Here is a 23,949-nt window from a genome sequence, read left to right on the forward strand (position 1 = left end):
CAGCCCGCTCCTTAAGCAGCTTCCGGTTGATCAGCATCTCGGCGATCTGCACCGTGTTCAGGGCCGCGCCCTTACGCAGGTTGTCGGCGACGCACCAGAACGAGAGGCCGTTATCGACCGTGGAATCCGCACGGATGCGCGAGACATAGGTCGCATCCTCGCCGGCCGCCTCGTGCGGGGTCATGTAGCCGCCGGGCTCGCGCTTATCGACGACCAGGATGCCCGGTGCCGAACGGAGGAGGGCGGTGGCCTCCTCGGGCGAGATCGGGTGCTCGAACTCGACGTTCACCGCTTCGGCATGGCCGATGAACACCGGCACGCGCACGCAGGTCGCCGTCAGCTTGATCTTGGGATCCAGCATCTTCTTGGTCTCGGCGACCATCTTCCACTCTTCCTTGGTGGAGCCGTCGTCGAGGAACACGTCGATCTGCGGGATGACGTTGAAGGCGATGCGCTTGGGGAACTTCTCCATGGTCATCTGACCGGCGGTGAAGACCGAACGGGTCTGCTGGAACAGCTCGTCCATGGCTTCCTTGCCGGCGCCGGAGACCGACTGATAGGTCGCCACCACCACGCGGGTGATCTTGGCCACGTCGTGCAGGGGCTTCAGCGCGACGACGAGCTGCGCCGTGGAGCAGTTCGGGTTGGCGATGATGTTCATCTTCGAGAAGCCGGTGATCGCCTCCGGATTCACTTCCGGCACGATCAGCGGCACGTCGGGATGGTAGCGGAAGGCCGACGAGTTATCGATGACGACGCAACCGGTCTGGCCGATACGCGGCGACCATTCCTTCGACGTCTCGCCGCCGGCGGACATCAGGCAGATGTCGGTGTCGGAGAAATCGTAGGTGTCGAGCGCCTTCACCTTCAGGATCTTGTCACCGAAGGAGACTTCCTGCCCGGCGCTGCGGCGCGAGGCGATAGCCACGACCTCGTCGGCGGGGAATGCCCGCTCCGACAGAATGTCCAGCATCTCGCGTCCGACATTGCCCGTGGCACCGACGACGGCGACCTTGTAACCCATCTCTCCAACTCCGCTTCGTGATGCCCTGGCTCGCCGCCGTGGCCTGGCTCTTCGCCTCGGCTCCGCCGACAGGATTTCCGGGCACGTATCCGTGTACCGTTGCCAGTGGGGCTCGCAGAGGTTCCCGGTCTCGACCGGACCGACCGGCTGCGAAAACGCGCCGTACCGCAGACATGCCGGCACGCCCCGTCTCGTCCGGCCCGTCAAGGAAACCGGATATCCCGTAAGCGGCGGAGCAAGACGCTTCGTCTTCGTGGCTGTCAAGGGTTGCGCTGCACGCGAGACTTTCGCGCCGTCACAAACGGATCACGACGGCAGGCGCGCCGAGCCTTCGGCAAGGATTGATTCACCGCGAATTCCGAAACCTCGAACCGGACACCCGGCGGGAAACCCGATCTGCGCACCCTCGACGGCATGGTCGCCTCCCGAGCGGCGCGAGCCGCGAGAAATGCCGCCGGTTTCAGGGTTACATGCATCGCATCGCTGTTCAGGACGAGATCCAGGAATTGCCGGCCAGGCGCGCCCGCCGCCCGCTGGTGCGGTTCGCCGTGCCCTGTCTTACGGTCCTGATCTGCTTTGCCGCCGTCGGACGATTCGTCGGCGGTGAGCCGACGCCCCGCGATCCGAAAGCGGGCCTGGCCGGGGCGGTGGACGCGAACCCACCGGCATATGGTGCGTCCACCGCCTCGAACGTGCGTCAGGCCCTTCCCATGGCCGCGTCGGCGCCGCGATACCGGCTCGATGACCCCGATGCCCTCGACCCGGCGAAGATCGAGCCCGCGCGCATCAACCCGGCGACGGGGCTCCGCGAGGACAGCCTCTCACAGGGCCGCTTCGACGCCAGCGAGGCGCCCTATCTCAGACTGACCATCGGCGAGGGCCCTAATCCTCCCGTCAGCCTGTTCGTCACCATCGCCCGGCGTGCCGCCGAGGGGCAGGGCCTCGCCGTGGTGCGAACCGGCGAGCGCGGTTCGATCGCGACTAAGTTCGGTCCGTTCGAGACCCTGGAAGCCACGTTGAGCGGTCCGGTGACGCGGGTCTGCACCGGCTTCTCCAATGCGGGGCAAAACGGGCCCGTGCCGGTCGCTCCGCGCATCGACGGTTGGCTCTGTGCGCCCTTGAGCCAGCCTCCCGAGCCGCGCGCAATCGTCTGCGCCCTGGACAAGATCGTTCTGAATGGCCAAGCTTTCCCGGACCTCGAAGCGGCGTATCGCGTGTTCGAGGCGAGGCGGGTGGACGGGTGCGCACCGCCGGTCGCTGCCGCACCCAATCGAGAGGCCGCCGGGGAAACCGGTTCGATCTCGAAGCGCCGAATTCGACATAATGAGGCGAAACTGCGGCGTACCGAACAAGCGCGGCCTTAAGCCGGGAACAACGGCGCCGCTGGCACGTCTACTCACCATGAATGGCCGAGTTTCTTAAGGAAATCAGGTCTACCCTCACACAGGTTCAACGAAGGTCCGTCATGCGCACTGCCACGATTGCCCTGATGGGCGCGCTCACCCTCACCGCCGTCGCCGCGAACACCGCCGCCGAGGCGCAGGGTCGCTACGCCCCCGGTATCCGCGTCAGCCAGCCGCTGCCGATCCGCATCCGTCCGCGCAGCTGGCTCGATGCCGGAAACGTCGTCGAGGCGAATAACGGTTCGATCAGCAACCCGGCGACCAACCCGCACTTCATCACGGCGAGCTACCTGAACTCGCCGCCCTACGGCCGCAACGATCGCTTCGGCGGTGCGATCCTGCCCGATCCGATCACCAACGGCCCGTTCGTCGGCGCCCGGTCGAGCGCGATCCACAACATCGACTTCTCCGGCGTCGATGCGATCGACCCGACATCCTACGTCTCGCGCAACGGCAGCCCCTACTAAGGGCAGCTTTCGGACGATGGACCGAAAGAGGCGCCGACCCGGTTGGGTCGGCGCCTTTTTCAAGTCCAGACGAGACCGCGGTTCGCGCTTCAGCGCACCCGCGACTTGAGAGCCGCCACGACTGCCTCTCCCATCCCAGCGGTCCCCAGCGGCGTGGCACCCTCTCCGGCGATGTCTTTGGTGCGGGCACCCGCCGCGAGGGCATCGGTGATTGCGCCGTCGAGAAGGTCCGCCGCCTCCCCGAGGCCGAACGAGTAGCGGAGCGCCATGGCGAGCGAGCCGATCATGGCCAATGGGTTGGCGAGATCCTGGCCGGCGATGTCCGGGGCCGAGCCGTGAACGGGCTCGTAGAGCGCCTTGCGGCTGCCTTTCTCATCCACCGCGCCGAGGGAGGCCGAGGGTAGCATGCCGAGGGAGCCCGTGAGCATCGCCGCCACGTCCGACAGCACGTCGCCGAACAGGTTGTCGGTGACGAGGACGTCGAATTGCTTGGGTCGGCGCACCAGCTGCATGGCGCAATTGTCGGCGAGGACGTGCTCCAGCTCGACATCGCTGTAATGCTCGGCATGGACCTTGGTGACGACCTCCTTCCACAGGACGCCGGACTTCATCACGTTGTGCTTCTCGGCCGAGGCCACGCGTCCCGAGCGCTTGCGCGCCAGATCGAAGGCCACATGGGCGATCCGCTCGATCTCGCCCGTGGTGTAGACCTGGGTATCCACGGCGCGCTTGGTGCCGTCGGGCAGGGTGGTGATCTCCTTCGGCTCGCCGAAATAGACGCCGCCCGTGAGCTCGCGCACGATCATGATGTCGAGGCCCTCCACCAGCTCGCGCTTGAGGGCCGAGGCGTCGGCGAGTGCGGGGTAGCAGATCGCCGGGCGCAGGTTGGCGAACAGGCCGAGATCCTTGCGCAGACGCAGGAGCCCCGCCTCGGGGCGGATGTCGTAGGCGACACCGGACCATTTCGGGCCGCCCACTGCCCCGAGCAGGATCGCATCGGCCGCGTCCGCCCGTGCCAGGGCCGCATCTGTGAGCGGAACGCCGTGGGCGTCGATGGACGACCCGCCGACGAGGTCGGTCTCGGTCTCGAAACTTGCGAGGCCGGTCTCCGCCAGCGCCCCGATCACAGTCGTCACCTGGGCCATGACTTCCGGGCCGATGCCGTCGCCAGGGAGGAGGAGGAGCTTGTAGGCGGTCATGGGAGCACTCGCGGCCAGGGGTGATGCGTCGGGCGGCTGTAGCGAGGGGCTCGGGCGCTTGGCAAGTGTTCGCGGTAGGGACCGGCAATGCCCGCGAGGTCGTCCGCGGCCTGAGCACCTTGCTCGGTCTCACGCCCGACGAGGCAATCGCTTCAGGTCTTTTGGGGCTCCATCTCTCGAGGGGATGGAGCTGTGGGCTGCCGGGATCATCAGAATGGGCACGGCTCGCACGACACTGCGATTTGCTCGGTCGCGGCCAGAATCGGCTGTTCGCGCCAGACGACGGGCGACGGGATCGCGAGATCCAACCGAAGCCGGTGGGCCAGCCGGGACGACGATCACCGCCCCGGCACCTGCTTGCCTCCCCGACCGGGTGGGCGGCCGAAAGACATCGATGCGGCCTCTCACCCGTTCGGGTGGATCAGGCTGCTCTCACGGTGGTGAGGAAGCGTGCCACTTCGGCGTTGAGATGCTCGGATTGGCGAGATAGTTCGGAGGCCGAGGACAGCACCTGGGTCGCCGCCGCACCCGTATCCTCCGCCGCGCCGGCCACACCGGCGATGTTGCGGGTCACCTCGCCGGTGCCCGTCGCCGCCTGGGAGACGTTGCGCACGATCTCCTGCGTCGCCGCTCCCTGTTCCTCCACAGCGGCGGCAATGGCGGTGGCCACGACATCGATCTCGCGGATACGGTTCGTGATGCCGGCGATCGCCGCTACCGCTTGACCTGTCGCCTCTTGAATCTGCGCGATCTGACTGGAAATCTCCTCGGTGGCTCGCGCTGTCTGGCTCGCCAGTTCCTTGACCTCGGTGGCGACCACCGCGAAGCCGCGTCCCGCCTCGCCCGCACGGGCCGCCTCGATGGTCGCGTTGAGGGCCAGCAAGTTGGTCTGCCCGGCGATGTTGGCGATCAAACCGACGACCTGGCCGACATGGGTCGCCGCTTGTGACAGGGTATGAACGAAGGCGGCGGTCTGGTCCGCTTCGGCAACCGCTCTCTGGGCCAGCGTGGCCGAACCGGTGACTTGACGGCCGATCTCCTGGACGGAAACGCCCAGTTCTTCGGCGGCGGCCGCCACCGTTCCGACATTCGTCGCTGCTTCCTCCGCGGCGGCTGCCACGGTGGTGGACTGGCTCGCGGTCTCCGCGGCGGTGGCGGTCATGGTCTGGGCGGTGGTCTGAAGCTCCGTGGACGACGATGACAGCATGCCGATGATGCCGCCCACCGCGCCTTCGAAGGTATCGGCGAGTTCGACCATCGTCCGGCGGCGCTCGGTCGCCGCGGCCTCGTCCGCGACGCGTCGGATCTCGGCCTGCTCGGCCGCCTTCTGCGCGACCATGGCCTTGATGCCTTCCACGGCCTTGCCGATCATGCCGATCTCGTCGCGGCGGCGGGTTTCGGCGATTTCGGCGTCGACCTCTCCCCGGGCCATGCGCTGCAGCACATCGGTCAGTCTGCGGAGCGGTCGTGTGATGCCGAAGATGACGACGAAGAGCGCGGCGAGCACGCCCGTGGCCACGCCCGCGCTGGACAGGATCATGGTGAAACGGCGGGTCGTCGTGGTCTGAACGGTCAGATCGTTGGAGCCCTTCTGGATCATCGCGTCGATGTCCTCCACCAACTGCCGACACGCGGTGAACAGCTTCTGCTGCACCGGATCGACTTTCGTATGGGCCACAGCCAGCGCCGCCTCGCCCATGTCCTTGTCGGCGAGTCCGCGCATTTCCTCGATGCTCCGGATGAACTCACCGAGGAGCGCCGCTACTATGTCGGTCTGAGCTTTGAACGTTGGTGCCGTTTCCCGAATGTTTTCGATCAACTGTGCCGCATTGGAGGGAAGCCCCTCAAAGGTGGCGCTGACACGCTTTCTGTCGCCAAGGTTGGGCTCCGCGAGGATGCGAAATGCAATATAGCTCATCTGAAAAACGGTACGATTGAGCCGGGCGCCCGCAGTCGCTCCCTTTGCATTTTTGTCGAGATAGACAGTATAAGAATCGTCGATGGCCGTCATCTGTGATGTTGCGTACCAGATGCAACCTCCGATGATTGTCGCCATCAATGAAATCACAAGCATAAGCTTATTAATTATTTTGAAGTTCGCCAACATGGCCGATGCTCTTCCGATGTGCCCGACTTCGTACTTATCATCCGATAATTAAATTTCTGTTTTTTTAATATAGAGCGTGAAGCGGCGCGGCGTTACAGCGATTGTCCACCACAGGTGGGACATGGACGGAACATCGGGGAGTCGAACGGACCTGCCCCATACCGGACCGAGGCGTTCACGGCATGTCGGAGCTGAGGCTCCCGGCCGCGTTCCCGGGGCTGCGGCACCGGGGACGGCTCAGTGCGGTCCTGCAAATCAGTCGGTGGTTCTCCGGTTCGACCGGATCGTGACGCTCAATGTCCCGAGCCGGCGAGCGCGGCACCCGGCTTCTGATGCGTGCCGACCTGGTCCACGAGCATTGCCGTCGCTTCGTTCATTCCGGAGATCTCGACCGGAACGCCGTGATGGCGAAATTTCAGCACCACTCGGTCCAATGCGTTGATGCTGGTGATGTCCCAGAAATGCGATGCAGCGAGATCGATGATGACGGAATCCAGGTCGTCCTCGCGGAAATCGAAGGCGGAGTGAAAGGCCTCGGCCGTGGCGAAAAAGATCTGCCCGCTCACCCGGTAGGTCCGCACCCGGCTCCCCTCGTCCCGCACCGAAGACACGCGGAAGAACCGGGTCACCTTGTGGGCGAAGAACAGGCCCGAGAGGATGACGCCGAACAGGACGCCCTTGGCGAGGTCGTGGGTGGTGACGACGACGGCCACCGTGCCCAGCATGACAGCGCTCGAACTCTTCGGATGGGTCAGCAGCGTGCGGACGGAGTTCCACTGGAAGGTATTGATCGACACCATGATCATCACTGCCACCAGGGCCGCCATGGGAATTCGTGCCACGTAGGGACCGAGCACGACGATGAGGAACAACAGGAACGCGCCGGCCCACAGCGTCGAGAGGCGGCCCCGCCCACCGGACGAGACGTTGATGACCGATTGCCCGATCATGGCGCAGCCGGCCATGCCGCCGAACAGGCCGGTGGTGACGTTGGCGAGGCCCTGGCCGGCGCATTCGCGATTCTTGTCGGAGGTCGTGTCGGTCATCTCGTCGAGGATGGCCGCCGTCATCATGCTCTCCAGCAGGCCGACCATTGCCAGGGTGAGCGCATAGGGCAGGATGATCCGCAGGGTTTCCAGGGTGAACGGGACCTGGGGCAGGGCGAAGACGGGCAATTCGCTCGGCAGGGCGCCCATATCGCCCACGGTCCGGATGTCGAACCCGAACCAGACCGAGATTCCGGTGAGGACGAGGATCGTGATCAGCGGGGAGGGGACCGCCTTCGTCAGGTAGGGCAGGCCGTAGATCATCGCGAGGCCGATGGCGGTCATCGCGTAGACGACCGGCCCTCGCCCGATGAGCTCCGGCATCTGCGCGAGGAAGATCAGGATCGCCAGGGCGTTGACGAAGCCGGTGACCACCGAGCGCGAGACGAATCGCATCAGATTGCCGAGGCGCATCAGGCTCGCCGCGAGCTGCAGGAGGCCGGTGAGGATGGTCGCGGCGAACAGGTAGCCGAGCCCGTGTTCCTTCACGAGGGTCACCATGACCAGGGACATGGCGCCGGTGGCCGCCGAGATCATGGCCGGGCGTCCGCCGGCGAAAGCCGAGATCACCGCGATGCAGAACGATGCGTAGAGACCGACCTTGGGGTCCACGCCCGCGATGATCGAGAAGGCGATGGCCTCGGGGATCAGCGCGAGGGCGACCACCGTTCCGGCCAGGAGTTCACGCGTGACGTCGGGAGCCCACTCGCTCCGGAGGTGCTGACGGTTCATGGATAAAGCTTTCGAGGGTCCCCGTGCGCGAAGCGTCGGCAAGGACAGGCATCTGGAGGCCCGGGCGCTTCAGCGCTCACCGGGCATGGACGGAACACGATCTGCTCAGCCTCCGCCTACGGCGGAGTCAGGCCAAGAAAATCGATGAACCGCTTGAGATGCATGGACGCCTGATAGCATGGACCCGCCGCGATGCAACATCGCGGCGGGTCAGGGCACGGCTTACATTCGCGCCGCTGCCGGTCCCGCACGACGCCCAGGGTATCACGCCGTCATTCCGAGCGCGGCTACGCAGACCCCGAATGACGAGGGATGTCTTGGAGCCGGCCCAACCCCTCACACCAAGGAGATCCCGCGACCCGGAGTTTCGAGGCCCGCGGGCGTGGCGAAATTATTTTTAGACCTTACGCGCCACCGTGAACCGCGCCGCTTCCCGCAGAGTCTGGGCCTTGTCGCCCCAGCCGGAGACAGCCTCCTCGCAGATGCCGACGAGGCGGTCGCATTCGGCGCGGGCTCCGTCGATGCCGAGCCGGTCGACGAGGGTCGCCTTGCCGGCATCCTTGTCCTTGCCGGTGGCCTTGCCCATGGCTTCCGGCGAGGCCTCGCGGTCGAGGATGTCGTCGGCGATCTGGAAGGCCTGGCCGAGGGCGAGCCCGTAGCGCCACAGAGCGGCGCGCTGGTAGGGTGTCGCTCCGCCCACGAGGGCTCCCGCATCCACCGAAAAGGCGAGAATGGCGCCGGTCTTCATCGCCTGGAGTTGGAGCGTGTCCTCGACGTCCAGGGAGACGGCGCCGAAGCGTCCTTCCGCGCCCAGATCGAGGATCTGCCCACCGACCATGCCGCCGAGGCCCGAGGCCTTGGCGAGGCCCAGTACGAGGTCCGCGCGGATCGACGGGTCCGGCTGCCATGCGGAATCGGCCAGGATTTCGAAGGCGAGGGTCTGGAGGGCATCGCCGACGAGGATGGCGGTGGCTTCGTCATAGGCCTTATGGACGGTGGGCTTGCCGCGCCGCATGTCGTCGTCGTCCATGGCCGGCATGTCGTCGTGGACGAGGGAGTAGCAATGGACGAGCTCGATGGCCGAACCGGCGGCCAGCGCCCCGGCCTCGGAGCCGCCCAGCATCCGGGCGGTCTCCACCGCCAGGAACGGGCGCAGACGCTTGCCGCCGCCGAGAACGGCGTGGCGCATGGCCTCCATCAGGCGAACGGGCCGCGTGATCTCGCCCGCCTGCGTCTCGGGACCGAGTCGTTCGGCCAGAAACGCCTCGACGGCGTCGGCCACGCTCGAAAGCTTGTGGGAAAACGCCTGGGAAGCGTCCGCCTTGACCGAAGCGTGGGATGCTTTTGGTGAGGTCATCGTAAGAAGGGCCTTGGTCAAGAATGGGCGCGTCGTTGTGCGGGAGGTACGGATTCAGGAACGGCGCGACGGCGCGGCGGAAGACAGCGATTCGCGATCACGCCATGCGCGCGATCTCGATTCCATCCGCCAAGGACGAAGGAAGCATTGGGTGAGGCGGTTCGTCGGCCTCGTCATGCTGCTCCCCGTCATGTTGCTGGCCCTGATTCTTGTTCTGGGGCTCGTCTATAGTGCGCTGACGCCGCCCTCAACCCTGATGCTGGCGCGATGGGTGAGCGGTAAGCCCGTCAGCCGGGAGGCCGTCCCCCTCGATGCGATCTCGCCGTTTCTCGTCCAGGCCGTCATCGCGTCCGAGGACCAGCGCTTCTGCCTTCACAACGGCGTCGACTGGGGCGCCCTGCGCGACGTGGTGGATGATGACGAGGGGCCGAGCCGCGGGGCTTCGACCATCTCCATGCAGGCCGTGAAGAACGTGTTTCTCTGGCCGGGCCGTTCCTTCATCCGGAAAGGCCTCGAAATTCCCCTCGCGGTCATGGCCGACGCCCTGTGGGGCAAGCGGCGGATGATGGAGGTCTATCTCAACATCGCCGAATGGGGGGAGGGCGTCTACGGCGCCGAAGCCGCTTCGCAGCGCTGGTTCGGAAAAGGCGCGCGGAACCTCAGTCGCAGCGAGGCGAGCCTCCTCGCCGCCGTTCTGCCGAATCCGATCCAGCGCAACCCGGCCCTGCCGTCGCGGGGCGTGCGCGCAGTCGCCGCCCGCATCCAGGCAAGAATGAACGGCGTCGGCGGATTGATGGGCTGCCTTCGCTGAGTCCCAACACGTGGAGGCTCACCGCGACTCGTGCCATAGAGCCCTCCATTGCCCGGCAGGCGGCCGGGGCCGGCCCGTGATGGGGCGGATACGAGGCAAGACGAACACCACATCGGTAGCGGACGCGACATGGCCGACAGCACAACCTTCGACCTCACCCTCGAGCGGATCGCCCTGATCCGCCGGATGGTGGTGGCCTGGAACCCGGCCGGGCAAGGAGCCCCCATCGTGCATCCCGACGCACCCTATGGCAGCACCGACCGCGACGGGGACATCTTCAACGTCACCGGGGACGATGACGGAGCAGATGAGGAGCACCGGGCATTGGGCAAGGCGCTCGCGGTGTTCCTCCACAATGCCGTGCTGAAGCCGGGGCGCTACGCCTATCACAACACCCTGGCCAAGTTGTCTTCGGAGGATGTCGGCGACGTGTTCCGCGACGAGGCGACGGGCGAGACGCCCGAGCACGTCACCTTCGACGTCACGGCCGAACATCTGGCTCTGATTCCGAAGCTCAACCTGCTCTGGGACGAGGCCCGCGACGTCCCCGCCTTCGACACGGCAGAGCCCTATGGGGTGGGAACAGAACTTCCCTCCGTGCATCACGAGATGCAGCCGGTCTTGCAGATCTTCCTGCGGTACGGCGATCTCGCCCCCGGCCTTTACCGGCGACCAGATGGGGCAACCGTCTGGGCGGCTGTGTGACCGTCGTCCGAAAACCGTACGATCAAGGGCACGATCACAACGAAGAAGGCGAGCACATAGGCTGCGGCAATCCGCGAATGGACCAGGGTCGACTCGGCCGCAGCCCCCGCGCCCAGGATGCACAGCCCGATCCACGCCATCGCGAAGGTTGCGCAGGCGGCACCATAGAGTAAGCGCAGCCGTCCGTTGCGCGCCCGCGACGCGCCGACCCATGGCCAGGCCGCGGGAGCGGCGAGGATGCAGGCCATCAAGAGTAGGCCGCCGGTCTTATCCGGCACGGCGCGAAGGATCGCGTAGTAGGGCAGCGCGTACCACGGAGGAAGGATCGCGAAGGTGTCGCTCGAGGGCACACGTTCGGGAGGCGCAAGACCCGTGAGATTACCCACTGCACCGCCCGCGAGCAATGCGGCGGCAGCGAAGACCGCAGCTTTCAGGGTTGCGCTTCGGGTCCATTGCCGCGACGCGAGATGGAGAACGAAAAAATCGGCGGCCACGGCCACGGCCAGGAGAAGCGGGGTCGGACCGATAGTTCCGCCGCCCCGCGAGGTCGAGGCGGTCGCCGCGTGCGCTTCCGTCAGAAGATTGGCGATCACCGAACCTACGACGGGCAGGGTCGCCAGCGAGGCGATGACCCAAAAGGCGATCTGCCCCCATGGAATGAAGGTATCGAGGAAAAGGGCCGCTTCGCTCGCGACCCAGACACCGCACAGAAGGAGCCAGGTCAGAGTTCGCAGGCGACCGGAGACGCCGTCGTAGATGGAGACGAAGGCGTGCAGCCAGAGGCACAGGAACGCCGTCGAACGGAGGTCTACGAAAGCGGACGACGCGACGCCGAGAGCGGCGTTCGCGACGATCGTCAGAACGAGGAAGGCGCCGATGATCCGAGCGAACCGTGCGGGCCGAACCGCTCCGTCCGTCAAGGTTGAGGTTCTCAAGCCTGTCGTTTCTTCCGCTGCGCCAGGGTGCGCAGGCGCAGGGCGTTGAGCTTGATGAAGCCCGCCGCGTCGCGGTGATCGTAGGCCACGGCGCCCTCCTCGAAAGTGACGAGGTCCTGATCGTAGAGAGAGTTCGGGCTGGTGCGGCCGATGACGTGGATGCCGCCCTTGTAGAGCTTCAGCCGGACCTCGCCGGTGACCATTTCCTGGCTCTTGTCGATGAGGGCCTGGAGCATCTCGCGCTCGGGCGAGAACCAGAAGCCGTTATAGATCAGCTCCGCATATTGCGGCATGATCTGATCCTTGAGGTGCGCCGCGCCCCGGTCCAGCGTGATCGATTCGATGGCGCGGTGGGCCGGCAGCAGGATCGTGCCGCCCGGCGTTTCGTACATGCCCCGGCTCTTCATGCCGACGAAGCGGTTCTCCACGAGATCGAGGCGGCCGATACCGTTGTCGTGGCCGAGCTGGTTGAGCTTGGCCAAAAGCGTGGCAGGTGACAGTGCCTCGCCGTCGATGGAAACCGCGTCGCCCTTCTCGAAGCCGATCGTGACGATGGTCGGGGTGTCGGGGGCCTCTTCCGGCGAGAGGGTCCGCGAGTAGACGTAATCCGGCACCTCATCGGCCGGATCTTCCAGGACCTTACCCTCGGAGGAGGCGTGGAGAAGGTTCGCGTCCACTGAGAACGGGCTCTCGCCGCGCTTGTCCTTGGAGATCGGGATCTGGTGCTGCTCGGCGAAAGCGATCAGCTGCTCACGGCTCTTGAGGTCCCATTCGCGCCACGGGGCGATGACGGTCACATCGGGCTTCAAGGCATAATAGCCGAGCTCGAACCGGACCTGATCGTTGCCCTTGCCGGTGGCGCCGTGACAGACCGCGTCGGCGCCGAGACGTTCGGCGATCTCGATCTGCTTCTTGGCGATGAGCGGGCGGGCGATGGAGGTGCCGAGGAGATAGACGCCCTCGTAGACCGCGTTGGCACGGAACATCGGGAAGACGTAGTCGCGCACGAACTCCTCGCGCAGGTCCTCGATGAAGATGTTTTCCGGCTTGATGCCGAGCAGTTCGGCCTTCTTTCGCGCGGGCTCGAGTTCCTCGCCCTGGCCCAGATCGGCCGTGAACGTAATGACCTCGCAGCCATAGGTGGTCTGCAGCCATTTCAGGATGATCGAGGTGTCGAGGCCACCGGAATAGGCGAGCACGACCTTGTTGACGGGCTTCGGATTCGCGTCTGACATGGGGCTCGCTTCGGTTCTCGTGACGTGGGGGCGACTTATCAGCCGAGAGCCGCGTCGTGCAACCGGCATGCCGCAGGAGACGTTGCAGAGGTATCGGCCCCGCTTTCCACGGCCGCGGCAGCGGACCCTGTTGCCGCCCTGGCCGCGACAGCCGAAACTGCGTAATCCGACCCCACTCTTGATCCCACGCCGGAGATTCGACGAATGCCGAGACGGCCGACCCTCGAATTCTGGTACGAGTTCTCCTCCACCTACTCCTACCTGGCGGCCATGCGGATCGATGCGATGGCGCAGGCCGCCGGCGTCGACCTGCGATGGCGGCCGTTTCTCCTGGGGCCCATCTTCGCCAGCCAGGGCTGGAATTCCTCTCCGTTCAATCTCTTCCCCGCCAAGGGACGGCATATGTGGCGGGACGTAGAGCGTGAGGCGGCGCGGCAAGGCCTGCCGCCGCTGAAACGGCCCGACCCGTTCCCGCAGAACAGCCTGAGCGCCACGCGCGCAGCCACCTACGGCATGGATCACGACTGGCTCGTTCCGTTTTCGAAAGCCGTCTACGAGACCCAGTTCGCCGTTGGGCACTCCATCGCCGAACCCCAGGCCGTGGCCGGAATCCTCAACCGGCTCGGTCTCGACGGCACCGTGATCCTCAAGGCCGCGGCTCTGGAGGGCAACAAGGGGCGTCTGCGCGTCAACGGAGAGGAGGCGCGCTCGCGCGGCATCTTCGGCGCCCCGACCTTTTTGACCGGCGACGGCGAATTGTTCTGGGGCAACGACCGGCTTGAGCAGGCTCTCGCCTGGGCGACCGGTGACCGGCCGGGGGCGATGCGATAGGCGCCACTGATTCCTGGCCGAGACGGCCAAGTTGAACCGAGGCCACGAGGTTACCCTACGATAAAGGTCGGTCGCGCGCTTTGGTCGGGCCGCGACCGTGTCTTTCCATCCGTGAAGCGAGGCCGGTGAGGCCTCAGGCAGCCTCTTGTGAGGCGGTTCTCACTTTCTGCGTGGCCTCGTCGACCTCTTCGGTGGAGCGGGCGATTTCGCTGAGGCTACCGGTGATGAGGGTGACGCCGTTCGAGGCGGTCTGCATGCTGGCCGACATCTCACGGGTGACGGCGCTCTGCTCCTCCACCGCGGCCGAGATCGCGCTCGCGACCTCGTTCAGAGTCATGATCGTGTCCTGGATCGAGGTGATGGCCCCCACCGCGTCCTGCGTCGCCTGCTGGGTCGACGCGATCTGAGCGGTGATCTGTTCGGTGGCCTTGGAAGTCTGGGCGGCCAGCGCCTTCACCTCGGTGGCGACCACGGCGAAGCCCCGCCCCGCCTCACCGGCCCGTGCCGCCTCGATCGTGGCATTGAGAGCGAGAAGGTTGGTCTGTGCCGCGATGCCCTGGATCAGGGCGACGACCTCGCCAATTCGGGTCGCCGCACCGGACAGGCCGGCGATGATGGTGCTGGTTTCCTGAGCCTGCCTCACCGCCTGACCGGAAATTTCGGACGCGTGAGTGACCTGCATGCTGATCTCGGACACCGACGCAGCAAGCTCTTCGGCGCCGGACGCCACGGTCTGAATGTCGGCGGAGACCTGCGTCGAAGCCAGCGCGGCCTGACCGGCCTGCAGCGACGCACCGGAGGCGGATCCCGCGATGGCGTTGAGGTCGGTGGCGATCGAGATCTGGATGTCGGCGCGGCGCTTGCGCTCCAGCACCTGCCGCGTCACGTCGATGCAGAATTTGACGACCTTCAGCGGGCGTCCTGCACGGTCGAGGATCGGGTTGTAGGTGCCCTGAATGAACACCTCGCGGCCGCCCTTGGCGATCCGCCGGTACTCGTCGGCCTGATACTCGCCGCGGCCGAGCTCGTCCCAGAAGCTCTTGTATTCGGCGCCGGCGCGCAGAGCGGGATCGACGAACAGGCTGTGATGCTTCCCCTGAATCTCGGACAGGTCGTAGCCCATCACGTCGAGGAAGTTCCGGTTGGCGGTGAGGATGGTGCCGTCGAGGGCGAACTCGATCACCGCCTGAGAGCGGTTGAGGGCCTTGATCTGACCCTCGTTGTTGATCGACTGCATCACCCGTTCGGTGATGTCGGACGAGAACTTGACGATCTTGGTGGTTTTGCCGTCGCGTCCGAGGATGGGATTGTAGGTGGCCTGCAGCCAGATCTCGCGCCCGCCCTTGCCGATGCGCTTGAACTCGCCGGATTGGAAGGTGCCGGCGGCCAAGGCGGTCCAGAAGGCACGGTAATCCTGGCTCTCCCGGAACGCCGGTTCGACGAACAGGCTGTGGTGCTTGCCCTGGATCTCGGACAGTTCGTAGCCGATTGCAGCAAGAAAATTCCCGTTGGCCGTCAGTACCTTGCCATCGGTATCGAATTCGATGACCGCCTGAGAGCGATCCAGTGCGTCGATCTTGGACCGGAGATCGCTGTTCGTGAAGAAGTTCATCACCCTATTTGACGCGTAAGGGTTGGGGGTGGATCGCCGCGCTCGACCCTGCAATCTTTGATACGCTCGCGTTTCTATCTGCCAAGTTAACGAGATCCTCACTGGATCGCAAAAATCAGAAATCGCCCATCACGATAACGTTATAAAAAGTGAACAAGATGTATTTGTATTTCAAATCAGGTGAGTGCACTCGCCATTGAGTTTAGTATTTCTCAAATAGAACTATATATTTCCGTATAAATCCATGTCAGTTCTGCCTTTAGAATTATACAATGTCGAATTTTTATCTGATTATTTTGATATTTGGTAAGACGAAGCGGAGGCCCTTTTAGGTGCCCGGTTCTGGGACATGGAACGATATCTCATTGACGGACGGACTGGCTGTGCCGGAACGATCCCCGTTGCGGGCACCGGCGGACTGGATACGGTCACGAACCGGGATTATGAGGCGCGACCTGCGGTGCCGAATGATTGGAAACCGCGCACATTCGAGGCTTGGTTCCCATGACCATCGACCGTCGAACTTTCCTAACCGGGGCCGTGAGCCTGGCCTCTCTCGTCGCCTCCTCCGGCGCGAGTGTGGCCCAGGGATACGGCCAGACCTTCAAGGTCGATAACGACGACGGCCGACCCATCGCGAACACGCGGCTCCCGGGCGAGATCGTCGGAGAAATCCCAGCGTTGAAGGGTGTCACATACGTGGGCGCCCGCGAGGCGGAAATCACGCTCTACGAGTTCTTCGACTACAATTGCCCGTATTGCCGGAAGGCGGCGGTCGACATGGTGTCGCTCGCCGCAAGCGATGCCGCTTTGCGGATCGGGCTCGTCAACAATCCGATTCTCTCGCCGCAATCGGCGCAGGCGGCGAAGGTCGCCTTGGCGATCCAGCGTAAGCTGGGCTCGGCCGCAGCCTGGACGCTCTACCAGAGGCTCCTCGCCAAGCCGGGCAAGATCGACGGCAGCGGCGCGCTTCAGGTTGCCGCCGCCCTGGGTGTTTCCGCTTCTGAGATCGAGACGATCGCCGACAGCGACGAGGTGCGACTCGCCCTGAGGGCGCAGATGCGGATGGCCGCCGACCTCGGCCTCATGGCGACTCCCTCCTACGTCCTCGGCAATACCGGCCTGCTCGGGCATCCGGGAGCGAAATCCCTCGCCCGGATGATCGGCGCCATGCGCCGTTGCGACCAGATCGCGTGTTGACGGTCCTTGTCGTAGGTCCCGACCGATGCCACCCGGTCCGCGCCTCACCTTCGCCATCGTTTGCGCGGATTGGGGATGATCGCATGACCGCGCGCCGCACAAGCTTATGCAGAGCCGTCTTCGTCTTGCGCCTCCCCAACACGCATGCTAGGCCCTCGCCGCGCCGGGAGGACGGGTTTCAGACCTGTATTTCGAGGCGGTTCCCATTCCTGACGGTTTAAGAGCCGACGCCGAGAACGGTGTCATGGGCCGGAACCTCGGGCCGGATTAAAAGAGAGAGTGGCGCGTGGCGCAGACCAGTTCCGAGGCGGGTTCCCCGGTTGCAGGCGTAGCAGGTCGCTATGCCTCCGCACTGTTCGAGCTGGCCCGCGACGAGCGCCAGATCGATGCGGTGGCCGCGAGCCTTCAGCAATTCGACGGCCTTTTGAACGAGAGCGCCGACCTGATGCGCCTCGTGCGCAGCCCGGTCTTCACCGGCGAGCAGCAGGAAGCCGCCATCGGCGCCATCCTCGACAAGGCCGGAATCACTGGGCTCGGCGCCAACTTCATCCGTCTCGCCGCCGCAAACCGGCGCCTGTTCGTGCTGCCGGACATGATCCGCTGCTTCAATCGGCTCGTGGCTGCTTCGAAGGGCATCGTGCGGGCCGAAGTCACGGTGGCCGAGCGCCCCTCCGACGCCGTCCTTGAAGAGATCAAGGCGTCCTTGCGCGATGTCGCACGGTCCGAGATCGATCTCGACCTGCGGGTGGATCCGGCCCTGATCGGCGGTCTCATCGTCAAGATCGGCAGCAGGATGGTGGATGCGTCCCTGCGGACCAAGCTCAACGGTATTCGACTCGCGATGCGGGAAGCCTGAGGTCGGCGCCCCGGCGCACGACCGCTCCCGTTTTCTCCACAGCAACTTCGTTCCGAATTTAAAGAGGCCAGACGATGGACATCCGCGCTGCCGAGATCTCCGCGATCCTGAAAGAGCAGATCAAGAATTTCGGCCAGGACGCCGAAGTCACCGAGGTAGGCCAAGTGCTCTCCGTAGGTGACGGCATCGCCCGCGCCTACGGCCTCGACAGCGTCCAGGCCGGCGAGATGGTCGAGTTCGAGTCGGGCGTGCGCGGCATGGCTCTCAACCTCGAGCAGGACAACGTCGGCATCGTGATCTTCGGGTCCGATCGCGACATCAAGGAAGGTCAGACCGTCAAGCGCACCGGCGCCATCGTGGACGTTCCGGTCGGCAAGGCACTCCTCGGCCGCGTCGTCGACGCGCTGGGCAACCCCATCGACGGCAAGGGCCCCATCGCCACCACCGAGCGTCGCCGCGTCGACGTGAAGGCGCCCGGCATCATCCCGCGCAAGTCGGTGCATGAGCCGATGGCCACCGGCCTCAAGGCCATCGACGCCCTGATCCCCGTCGGCCGCGGCCAGCGCGAGCTCATCATCGGCGATCGCCAGACCGGCAAGACCGCCATCGCCCTCGATACGATCCTCAACCAGAAGCCGGCCCATGCGGGCACCGACGAGAACGCCAAGCTCTACTGCGTCTACGTCGCCATCGGCCAGAAGCGCTCCACCGTCGCGCAGTTCGTGAAGTCCCTCGAGGACAACGGCGCGCTGGAATACTCCATCGTCATCGCCGCCACCGCCTCCGACGCGGCACCGATGCAGTTCATCGCCCCCTTCGCCGGCTGCGCCATGGGTGAGTATTTCCGCGATAACGGCATGCACGCCGTGATCGTGTACGACGATCTCTCCAAGCAGGCCGTGGCCTACCGCCAGATGTCGCTGCTGCTGCGCCGCCCGCCGGGCCGCGAAGCCTATCCCGGCGACGTGTTCTACCTGCACTCGCGCCTGCTCGAGCGCGCCGCCAAGATGGGTGATGCCGCCGGCAACGGCTCGCTGACCGCGCTTCCGGTTATCGAGACCCAGGCCAACGACGTCTCGGCCTACATCCCCACCAACGTGATCTCGATCACCGACGGCCAGATCTTCCTCGAGACCGACCTGTTCTACCAGGGCATCCGTCCGGCGGTGAACGTCGGCCTCTCGGTGTCCCGGGTGGGCTCGTCGGCACAGACGAAGGCGATGAAGAAGGTCGCCGGCAAGATCAAGGGCGAGCTCGCCCAGTACCGCGAGATGGCTGCCTTCGCGCAGTTCGGCTCGGATCTCGACGCCTCGACCCAGAAGCTCCTGAACCGCGGCTCGCGCCTCACAGAGCTCCTGAAGCAGCCGCAATTCTCGCCGCTGAAGATGGAAGAGCAGGTCGCGGTGATCTATGCCGGCGTGAACGGCTATCTCGACGCTCTGCCCGTGTCGAAGGTCCGTCCCTTCGAGGACGCGCTGCTCTCGACCCTGCGCACCAAGCACGCCGATCTGCTCACCAAGATCCGTGACTCGAAGGATCTGTCCGACGACAGCGCGAAGACGCTGAAGGGCGTCGTCGAGAGCGTCGCCAAGTCGCTGGCCTAAAGCCAGTCGATGATCCCCTCCCTTGGCGGGGAGGGGACTGGGGTGGAGGTGTGCCGGACCGGCCGAGACCTCTTCGACACCACCCCCAACTCCGGCTCTTCCTCACTCGAGGGGAAGAGAGATGGCGTCGAACCGCACCGAACGGATCTGGAAGTCACCCCATGGCGAGTTTGAAGGATCTGCGTAACCGCATCGCTTCGGTGAAGGGCACGCAGAAGATTACCAAGGCGATGCAGATGGTCGCCGCCGCAAAGCTGCGGCGGGCGCAGAATGCCGCCGAGAACGCACGCCCCTATGCCGAGAAGATGTCCCAGGTGCTCGGCAACCTCGCCGCGAACCTCGTCGGTGGTGTCCAGGGTCCGAAGCTTCTGTCCGGCACGGGAGCCGACAAGGTTCACCTGCTGGTCGTCTGCACGGCTGACCGCGGCCTCTGCGGCGGCTTCAACTCGTCGATCGTGCGTTTGGCCCGCGAGCACATCCGCACGCTGACGGCCGAGGGCAAGACGGTGAAGATCGTCACGGTCGGCAAGAAGGGCTACGACCTCCTGCGTCGCCAGTACCGCGACCAGATCATCGAGAGCCGTGACCTGCGCGGCAACAAGCCGGTGGATTACGAGTTCGCCGCCGAGATCGCGCAGAGCATCATCTCGCGTTTCGACGACGGCGAGTTCGACGTAGCGACGCTGTTCTATTCGCGCTTCCGCTCCGTCATCGCCCAGGTGCCGACCGCCCAGAAGCTCATCCCGGCCGAGCTGCCCGCAGCCGGGGGTACCGCTCCGGATGCCGCTCTGGAGTTCGAGCCGAGCGAGGAAGCGATCCTCGACACGCTCCTGCCGCGCAACCTCACCGTCCAGGTGTTCCGCGCTCTCTTGGAGAACGCGGCCTCCGAGCAGGGCGCACGCACGGGTGCCATGGATTCCGCCACGCGCAACGCGGGCGAGATGATCAAGAAGCAGACGCAGATCTACAACCGTACGCGTCAGGCCATGATCACCAAGGAACTCATCGAAATCATCTCGGGTGCCGAAGCGCTCTAAGCGCTCCCCGTCGCCCTGACCGCAACATATTCGAAGGACCCGTAACATGGCGAACACCGCTCTCCCCGGCGCCGGCTCCAACAAGGTCGGCAAGATCACCCAGGTCATCGGCCCCGTGGTCGACGTTCACTTCGACGGCCACCTGCCGGAGATCCTCAACGCCCTCGAGACCAAGAACAACGGCAACCGCCTCGTTCTCGAAGTGGCCATGCAGCTCGGTGAGAGCACCGTGCGCTGCGTTGCCATGGACACGTCGGAAGGCCTCGTTCGTGGCCAGGAAGTCACCGACACCGGCGAAGCCATCAAGGTACCGGTCGGCTTCAACACCCTCGGCCGCATCATGAACGTCATCGGCGAGCCGATCGACGAGGCCGGCCCGATCCAGTCGGACACCCTGCGCGCCATCCACCAGCCCGCGCCGTCCTACGCCGAGCAGTCCACCGAGTCGCAGATCCTCGTCACCGGCATCAAGGTGGTCGATCTCCTCGCCCCTTACGCCAAGGGCGGCAAGATCGGCCTGTTCGGCGGCGCCGGCGTCGGCAAGACCGTGCTGATCATGGAGCTCATCAACAACATCGCCAAGGTGCACTCGGGCTACTCGGTGTTCGCCGGCGTCGGTGAGCGCACCCGCGAGGGTAACGATCTCTACCACGAGATGATCGAGTCCAAGGTCAACATGGACCCGAAGGAGAACAACGGCTCGGCCGAAGGGTCCAAATGTGCGCTCGTCTACGGCCAGATGAACGAGTCCCCCGGCGCCCGCTCGCGTGTCGCGCTGACCGGCCTCACCATCGCCGAGGATTTCCGCGACCAGGGCCAGGATGTGCTGTTCTTCGTGGACAACATCTTCCGCTTCACCCAGGCCGGCTCGGAAGTGTCGGCTCTCCTCGGCCGCATCCCCTCCGCCGTGGGTTACCAGCCGACGCTGGCCACCGACATGGGCGCCCTGCAGGAGCGCATCACCACCACCACCAAGGGCTCGATCACATCGGTGCAGGCCATCTACGTGCCGGCCGACGATCTGACCGATCCGGCGCCCGCCGCTTCGTTCGCCCACTTGGACGCCACCACCGTGCTCTCGCGGTCCATCGCTGAGAAGGGCATCTACCCGGCGGTGGATCCGCTGGACTCGACCTCGCGCATGCTCAACCCAGCCGTTCTCGGTGAGGAGCATTACGACGTCGCCCGCCGCGTCCAGCAGACCCTGCAGCGCTACAAGGCCCTGCAGGACATCATCGCCATCCTGGGCATGGATGAGCTCTCGGAAGAGGACAAGCTCACCGTCGCCCGCGCCCGCAAGATCGAGCGCTTCTTCTCGCAGCCCTTCTCGGTGGCCGAGATCTTCACCGGCTCGCCCGGTATCCAGGTCCCCCTGGCCGACACGATCAAGGGCTTCAAGGGCCTGGTGAACGGCGATTACGACGACCTGCCGGAGGCGGCCTTCTACATGGTCGGCACGATCGAGGACGCCAAGGAAAAGGCGAAGAAGATCGCCGCCGCGGCCTGAGCGCATGAACGCCAAGATTGGCCTTCTCCTCGTCGGACTCGTGGTCGGCGCCCTGGCCGGGTATCTTACCCGGCCTCAGGCTGCCGAGATCAGGATCGGCGACTTCAGCCTCGAGGTTCAGGGCGACAAGCCGGCAGGTACCAACGGCGGCTCATTGACCACCGGCCAGATGCAGCACATCGGCATCTTCGCCGTGATCGGTGCGGCCCTCGGCCTCGGGGTTGGCTTCGTCGCCGGTCGGGCACGCGCCTGAAACACATTATGGCGCAGGGCTCAGGCCGCTGCGCCATCGGTTCTAAATGACAACCCGAATCGGGACTCGCGACGTCATGGCCACTTTCCAGTTCGATTTCGTCGGCCCCGAGCGGACGGTCTATTCCGGTCAGATCGAGGCCGTGCAGCTTCCCGGCGTCGAGGGCGAGATGACCGTGCTGCCGGGTCATGCTCCGGTTCTCACCGCACTCAAGGTCGGCGTCATCGTCATCAACGAGGCGGGGCATGCCGGCAAGCGCGTGCTGGTGCGCGGTGGCTTCGCCGATATCGGTCCGACCATGGTCACCGTGATCGCCGAGCGAGCCAACCCGTTCGAGGAAATCACGCCCGATTCCCTCGACAAGGATATCGCCGCCCTCGAATTGCAGCGCGATGCCACCGAAGATTTCGCCAAGAAGGACGAGATCAGCGGTCAGATCGTCCAGCTTCAGGATGCCAAGGTCGCTCTCAACATCTGATTTCTTTGCCGCGCGCTCAGGCTTTCGAGCGGGCGGTGGTGACGGCATGATCGAGGAGGAGGGTGCGCTCCTCCTTCCCGGATGGACATCCCCGTTCGAGCCAGAAAGCATGGCTGGCTGCGAGTCCCTTCCCGATCGAACGGCCCGGTGGGACGCCCGCCGCGATGAGGTCGCCCCCGCTCAGGGGAAAGACGGGTACGGGTTGGGTGCCGTCGAGGAACTGCTCGAAGGCCAAGCGAGCCTCCACGCTCATCTCACTCATTCGCTGGTCGCCCATCACGGCGACGACAAGGGCCAAGCCGCCCAGATCCTGTGTCGCGACGAGGCGCCGTACATCTGCCGCCGCAATGACGGGTAGACGCTCTATCGCCCCCCTCGCCGCCGCATACGCCTGAAGGCAGGCCTGTTCCTCGTTCGATAGGCGCAGCGTTTGTCTCAGTCGCTCGGCATCGGTGTCGGAATCGACGGCCAGAGCGGCGAGCCGTGCGACAGCGCTCTGCGGCGAGCCATGATTCGCACTTATCGAAACGGCCCGTTCCAGGCGGTCGAGATGACCTTCGGTGCCGACAATGCGTGCTAGCAGCCCGGCTCCCCTCATTTCTGCGACGGCTTGGACGGCGCCCGGCGCTTCCAGGAGCTTCAGGAGTTCCGAACGAACCCGTTCGCGCGACAGGCCGTCGAGGGCCTCCGCCGCGTCGGCCGCTGCCCGTAACCCCTCCTCGTCGGGTGCTCCGATGCCGTAGCGGGCATGGAAGCGGAAGAAGCGCAGGATGCGCAGGGCGTCTTCGCGGATTCGGGTCGCCGCATCCCCGATGAAGCGGACGCGGCCCGCGTAAAGATCCGCTTCGCCTCCCGTCGTGTCGTGCAAGGCGCCGTTCCCGCTCAGGGACAGGGCGTTGATGGTGAAGTCGCGGCGCTCGGCATCGCGGGCGAAATCGCGCCCGAATCTCACCACCGCATGCCGCCCGTCGGTCTCGACATCCTCCCGGAGGGTCGTCACTTCGAACGCCCGGCCGTCGAACAGGATCGTCACCGTTCCATGCTCGATCCCGGTGGGGATCGCCTTCATGGAGGCGGCCGTTGCCCGCCGCATCACATCCTCGGGCAGCAGAGTGGTGGCGAGATCGATGTCGGACCCGACCCGCCCGAGCAGGGCATCGCGGACGACCCCTCCGACGATCCGGGTTTCCTCTCCTGGCGCCTTCAGCACGGAAAGCACGTGCGAGATGGCCTGATCCGCAAGAAGGGCGTTCAGCCCGTCCCGCTGGAGATCACGGATCGTCACTGGAAATGGCCCGGAACGACCTGGCCGTTCTCGATGCTCGGCGGGACATAGCCGCCGCGATGCTTCTCGCCGGTCAACCCCAAGACGACGAGAGACAGGATCACCAGAACGAGCCCTCCCATGGTCAGGCGGAACACTGACCCTTCCCAATGGGCGCCATGACGCGGGTTGCGGCCCCTGATCGCGAGATAGAGGCCGAACAGCACGAAGGGCAGCAGGAAGATGAGGGCTTCTTCGAAAAGGCGACGGATCATGTGGCTTTCAC

General features: G+C 65.2%; 22 protein-coding genes. 12 read left to right on the forward strand and 10 right to left on the reverse strand.

Annotation, left to right across the window (positions count from 1 at the left end):
• A partial coding sequence (locus FV220_RS12575; protein ID WP_147831752.1) for an aspartate-semialdehyde dehydrogenase occupies nt 1-1,024 on the reverse strand: 1,024 nt, incomplete at its 3' end.
• Nucleotides 1,025-1,494: 470 nt separating this feature from the next.
• On the opposite strand from FV220_RS12575, the gene FV220_RS12580 reads away from it, so the two are divergent.
• Nucleotides 1,495-2,388: a hypothetical protein gene (locus FV220_RS12580; protein WP_147831754.1), complete on the forward strand. Its 894-nt coding sequence runs from the start codon at nt 1,495-1,497 to the stop codon at nt 2,386-2,388.
• 101 nt (nt 2,389-2,489) lie between these two features.
• The gene (locus FV220_RS12585; RefSeq protein WP_018044928.1) at nt 2,490-2,894 is read left to right on the forward strand and encodes a hypothetical protein; all 405 of its coding nucleotides are present in this window, start codon (nt 2,490-2,492) and stop codon (nt 2,892-2,894) included.
• A gap of 89 nt (nt 2,895-2,983) precedes the next feature.
• On the opposite strand, the gene leuB is transcribed toward FV220_RS12585, so the two are convergent.
• The 4 genes from leuB to FV220_RS12605 form a co-directional block, all read right to left on the reverse strand.
• Complete coding sequence (leuB, locus tag FV220_RS12590) at nt 2,984-4,093, reverse strand: 3-isopropylmalate dehydrogenase (protein ID WP_147831756.1); 1,110 nt, start codon at nt 4,091-4,093, stop codon at nt 2,984-2,986.
• A 421-nt stretch (nt 4,094-4,514) separates the two neighbouring features.
• On the reverse strand, nt 4,515-6,200 hold the full coding sequence (locus tag FV220_RS12595; protein WP_246689449.1) for a HAMP domain-containing methyl-accepting chemotaxis protein: 1,686 nt from the start codon (nt 6,198-6,200) through the stop codon (nt 4,515-4,517).
• A 293-nt stretch (nt 6,201-6,493) separates the two neighbouring features.
• Nucleotides 6,494-7,978 carry a SulP family inorganic anion transporter gene (locus FV220_RS12600; RefSeq protein WP_147831758.1) on the reverse strand — a complete coding sequence of 495 codons (1,485 nt, stop codon included), beginning with the start codon at nt 7,976-7,978 and terminating at the stop codon, nt 6,494-6,496.
• A 397-nt stretch (nt 7,979-8,375) separates the two neighbouring features.
• Complete coding sequence (locus FV220_RS12605) at nt 8,376-9,335, reverse strand: polyprenyl synthetase family protein (RefSeq protein WP_147831760.1); 960 nt, start codon at nt 9,333-9,335, stop codon at nt 8,376-8,378.
• A gap of 124 nt (nt 9,336-9,459) precedes the next feature.
• Here FV220_RS12605 and mtgA point away from each other — a divergent pair, with 124 nt between their 5' ends.
• The gene (mtgA, locus tag FV220_RS12610) at nt 9,460-10,146 is read left to right on the forward strand and encodes a monofunctional biosynthetic peptidoglycan transglycosylase (protein ID WP_339161556.1); all 687 of its coding nucleotides are present in this window, start codon (nt 9,460-9,462) and stop codon (nt 10,144-10,146) included.
• A gap of 129 nt (nt 10,147-10,275) precedes the next feature.
• Nucleotides 10,276-10,851, forward strand: a complete 576-nt coding sequence (locus FV220_RS12615) for a hypothetical protein (RefSeq protein WP_056147988.1) — start codon at nt 10,276-10,278, stop codon at nt 10,849-10,851.
• Here FV220_RS12615 and FV220_RS12620 read toward each other — a convergent pair.
• Together FV220_RS12620 and FV220_RS12625 are read right to left on the reverse strand one after the other, a co-directional pair.
• Nucleotides 10,809-11,771, reverse strand: coding sequence for a hypothetical protein (locus FV220_RS12620; protein WP_056147991.1), 963 nt, complete (start codon nt 11,769-11,771; stop codon nt 10,809-10,811). The two genes, FV220_RS12615 and FV220_RS12620, sit on opposite strands and share 43 nt — an antisense overlap.
• Nucleotides 11,772-11,782: 11 nt before the next feature.
• Nucleotides 11,783-13,021 carry an argininosuccinate synthase gene (locus tag FV220_RS12625; protein ID WP_056147994.1) on the reverse strand — a complete coding sequence of 413 codons (1,239 nt, stop codon included), beginning with the start codon at nt 13,019-13,021 and terminating at the stop codon, nt 11,783-11,785.
• Nucleotides 13,022-13,225: 204 nt separating this feature from the next.
• Here FV220_RS12625 and FV220_RS12630 point away from each other — a divergent pair, with 204 nt between their 5' ends.
• Nucleotides 13,226-13,852 carry a 2-hydroxychromene-2-carboxylate isomerase gene (locus tag FV220_RS12630; RefSeq protein WP_018044920.1) on the forward strand — a complete coding sequence of 209 codons (627 nt, stop codon included), beginning with the start codon at nt 13,226-13,228 and terminating at the stop codon, nt 13,850-13,852.
• A 133-nt stretch (nt 13,853-13,985) separates the two neighbouring features.
• Here FV220_RS12630 and FV220_RS12635 read toward each other — a convergent pair whose 3' ends face one another.
• The gene (locus FV220_RS12635) at nt 13,986-15,464 is read right to left on the reverse strand and encodes a PAS domain-containing methyl-accepting chemotaxis protein (protein ID WP_056147997.1); all 1,479 of its coding nucleotides are present in this window, start codon (nt 15,462-15,464) and stop codon (nt 13,986-13,988) included.
• A 504-nt stretch (nt 15,465-15,968) separates the two neighbouring features.
• On the opposite strand from FV220_RS12635, the gene FV220_RS12640 reads away from it, so the two are divergent.
• From FV220_RS12640 to atpC, 7 genes are all read left to right on the forward strand, one after another.
• Entirely contained in the window at nt 15,969-16,664 is a 696-nt protein-coding gene (locus FV220_RS12640; RefSeq protein WP_147831762.1) for a DsbA family protein, read from the forward strand.
• A 286-nt stretch (nt 16,665-16,950) separates the two neighbouring features.
• The gene (locus FV220_RS12645) at nt 16,951-17,520 is read left to right on the forward strand and encodes a F0F1 ATP synthase subunit delta (protein WP_056148001.1); all 570 of its coding nucleotides are present in this window, start codon (nt 16,951-16,953) and stop codon (nt 17,518-17,520) included.
• 74 nt (nt 17,521-17,594) lie between these two features.
• Complete coding sequence (atpA, locus tag FV220_RS12650) at nt 17,595-19,124, forward strand: F0F1 ATP synthase subunit alpha (RefSeq protein WP_056148003.1); 1,530 nt, start codon at nt 17,595-17,597, stop codon at nt 19,122-19,124.
• A gap of 161 nt (nt 19,125-19,285) precedes the next feature.
• The gene (locus FV220_RS12655) at nt 19,286-20,161 is read left to right on the forward strand and encodes a F0F1 ATP synthase subunit gamma (RefSeq protein ID WP_018044915.1); all 876 of its coding nucleotides are present in this window, start codon (nt 19,286-19,288) and stop codon (nt 20,159-20,161) included.
• Between the two features lie 46 nt (nt 20,162-20,207).
• Nucleotides 20,208-21,668, forward strand: coding sequence for a F0F1 ATP synthase subunit beta (atpD, locus tag FV220_RS12660; RefSeq protein WP_018044914.1), 1,461 nt, complete (start codon nt 20,208-20,210; stop codon nt 21,666-21,668).
• Between the two features lie 4 nt (nt 21,669-21,672).
• Nucleotides 21,673-21,921, forward strand: coding sequence for a hypothetical protein (locus tag FV220_RS12665; protein ID WP_056148010.1), 249 nt, complete (start codon nt 21,673-21,675; stop codon nt 21,919-21,921).
• 76 nt (nt 21,922-21,997) lie between these two features.
• Nucleotides 21,998-22,399: an ATP synthase F1 subunit epsilon gene (gene atpC, locus FV220_RS12670; RefSeq protein ID WP_147831764.1), complete on the forward strand. Its 402-nt coding sequence runs from the start codon at nt 21,998-22,000 to the stop codon at nt 22,397-22,399.
• A gap of 16 nt (nt 22,400-22,415) precedes the next feature.
• On the opposite strand, the gene FV220_RS12675 is transcribed toward atpC, so the two are convergent.
• Nucleotides 22,416-23,684 carry a CCA tRNA nucleotidyltransferase gene (locus FV220_RS12675; RefSeq protein ID WP_147831767.1) on the reverse strand — a complete coding sequence of 423 codons (1,269 nt, stop codon included), beginning with the start codon at nt 23,682-23,684 and terminating at the stop codon, nt 22,416-22,418.
• On the reverse strand, nt 23,681-23,938 hold the full coding sequence (locus tag FV220_RS12680) for a DUF6111 family protein (protein ID WP_147831769.1): 258 nt from the start codon (nt 23,936-23,938) through the stop codon (nt 23,681-23,683). Before FV220_RS12680 ends, FV220_RS12675 begins: the two co-directional genes overlap by 4 nt.
• Nucleotides 23,939-23,949: the final 11 nt, after the last annotated feature.

The organism is Methylobacterium sp. WL19 (assembly GCF_008040005.1).
Classification (GTDB): domain Bacteria; phylum Pseudomonadota; class Alphaproteobacteria; order Rhizobiales; family Beijerinckiaceae; genus Methylobacterium; species Methylobacterium bullatum.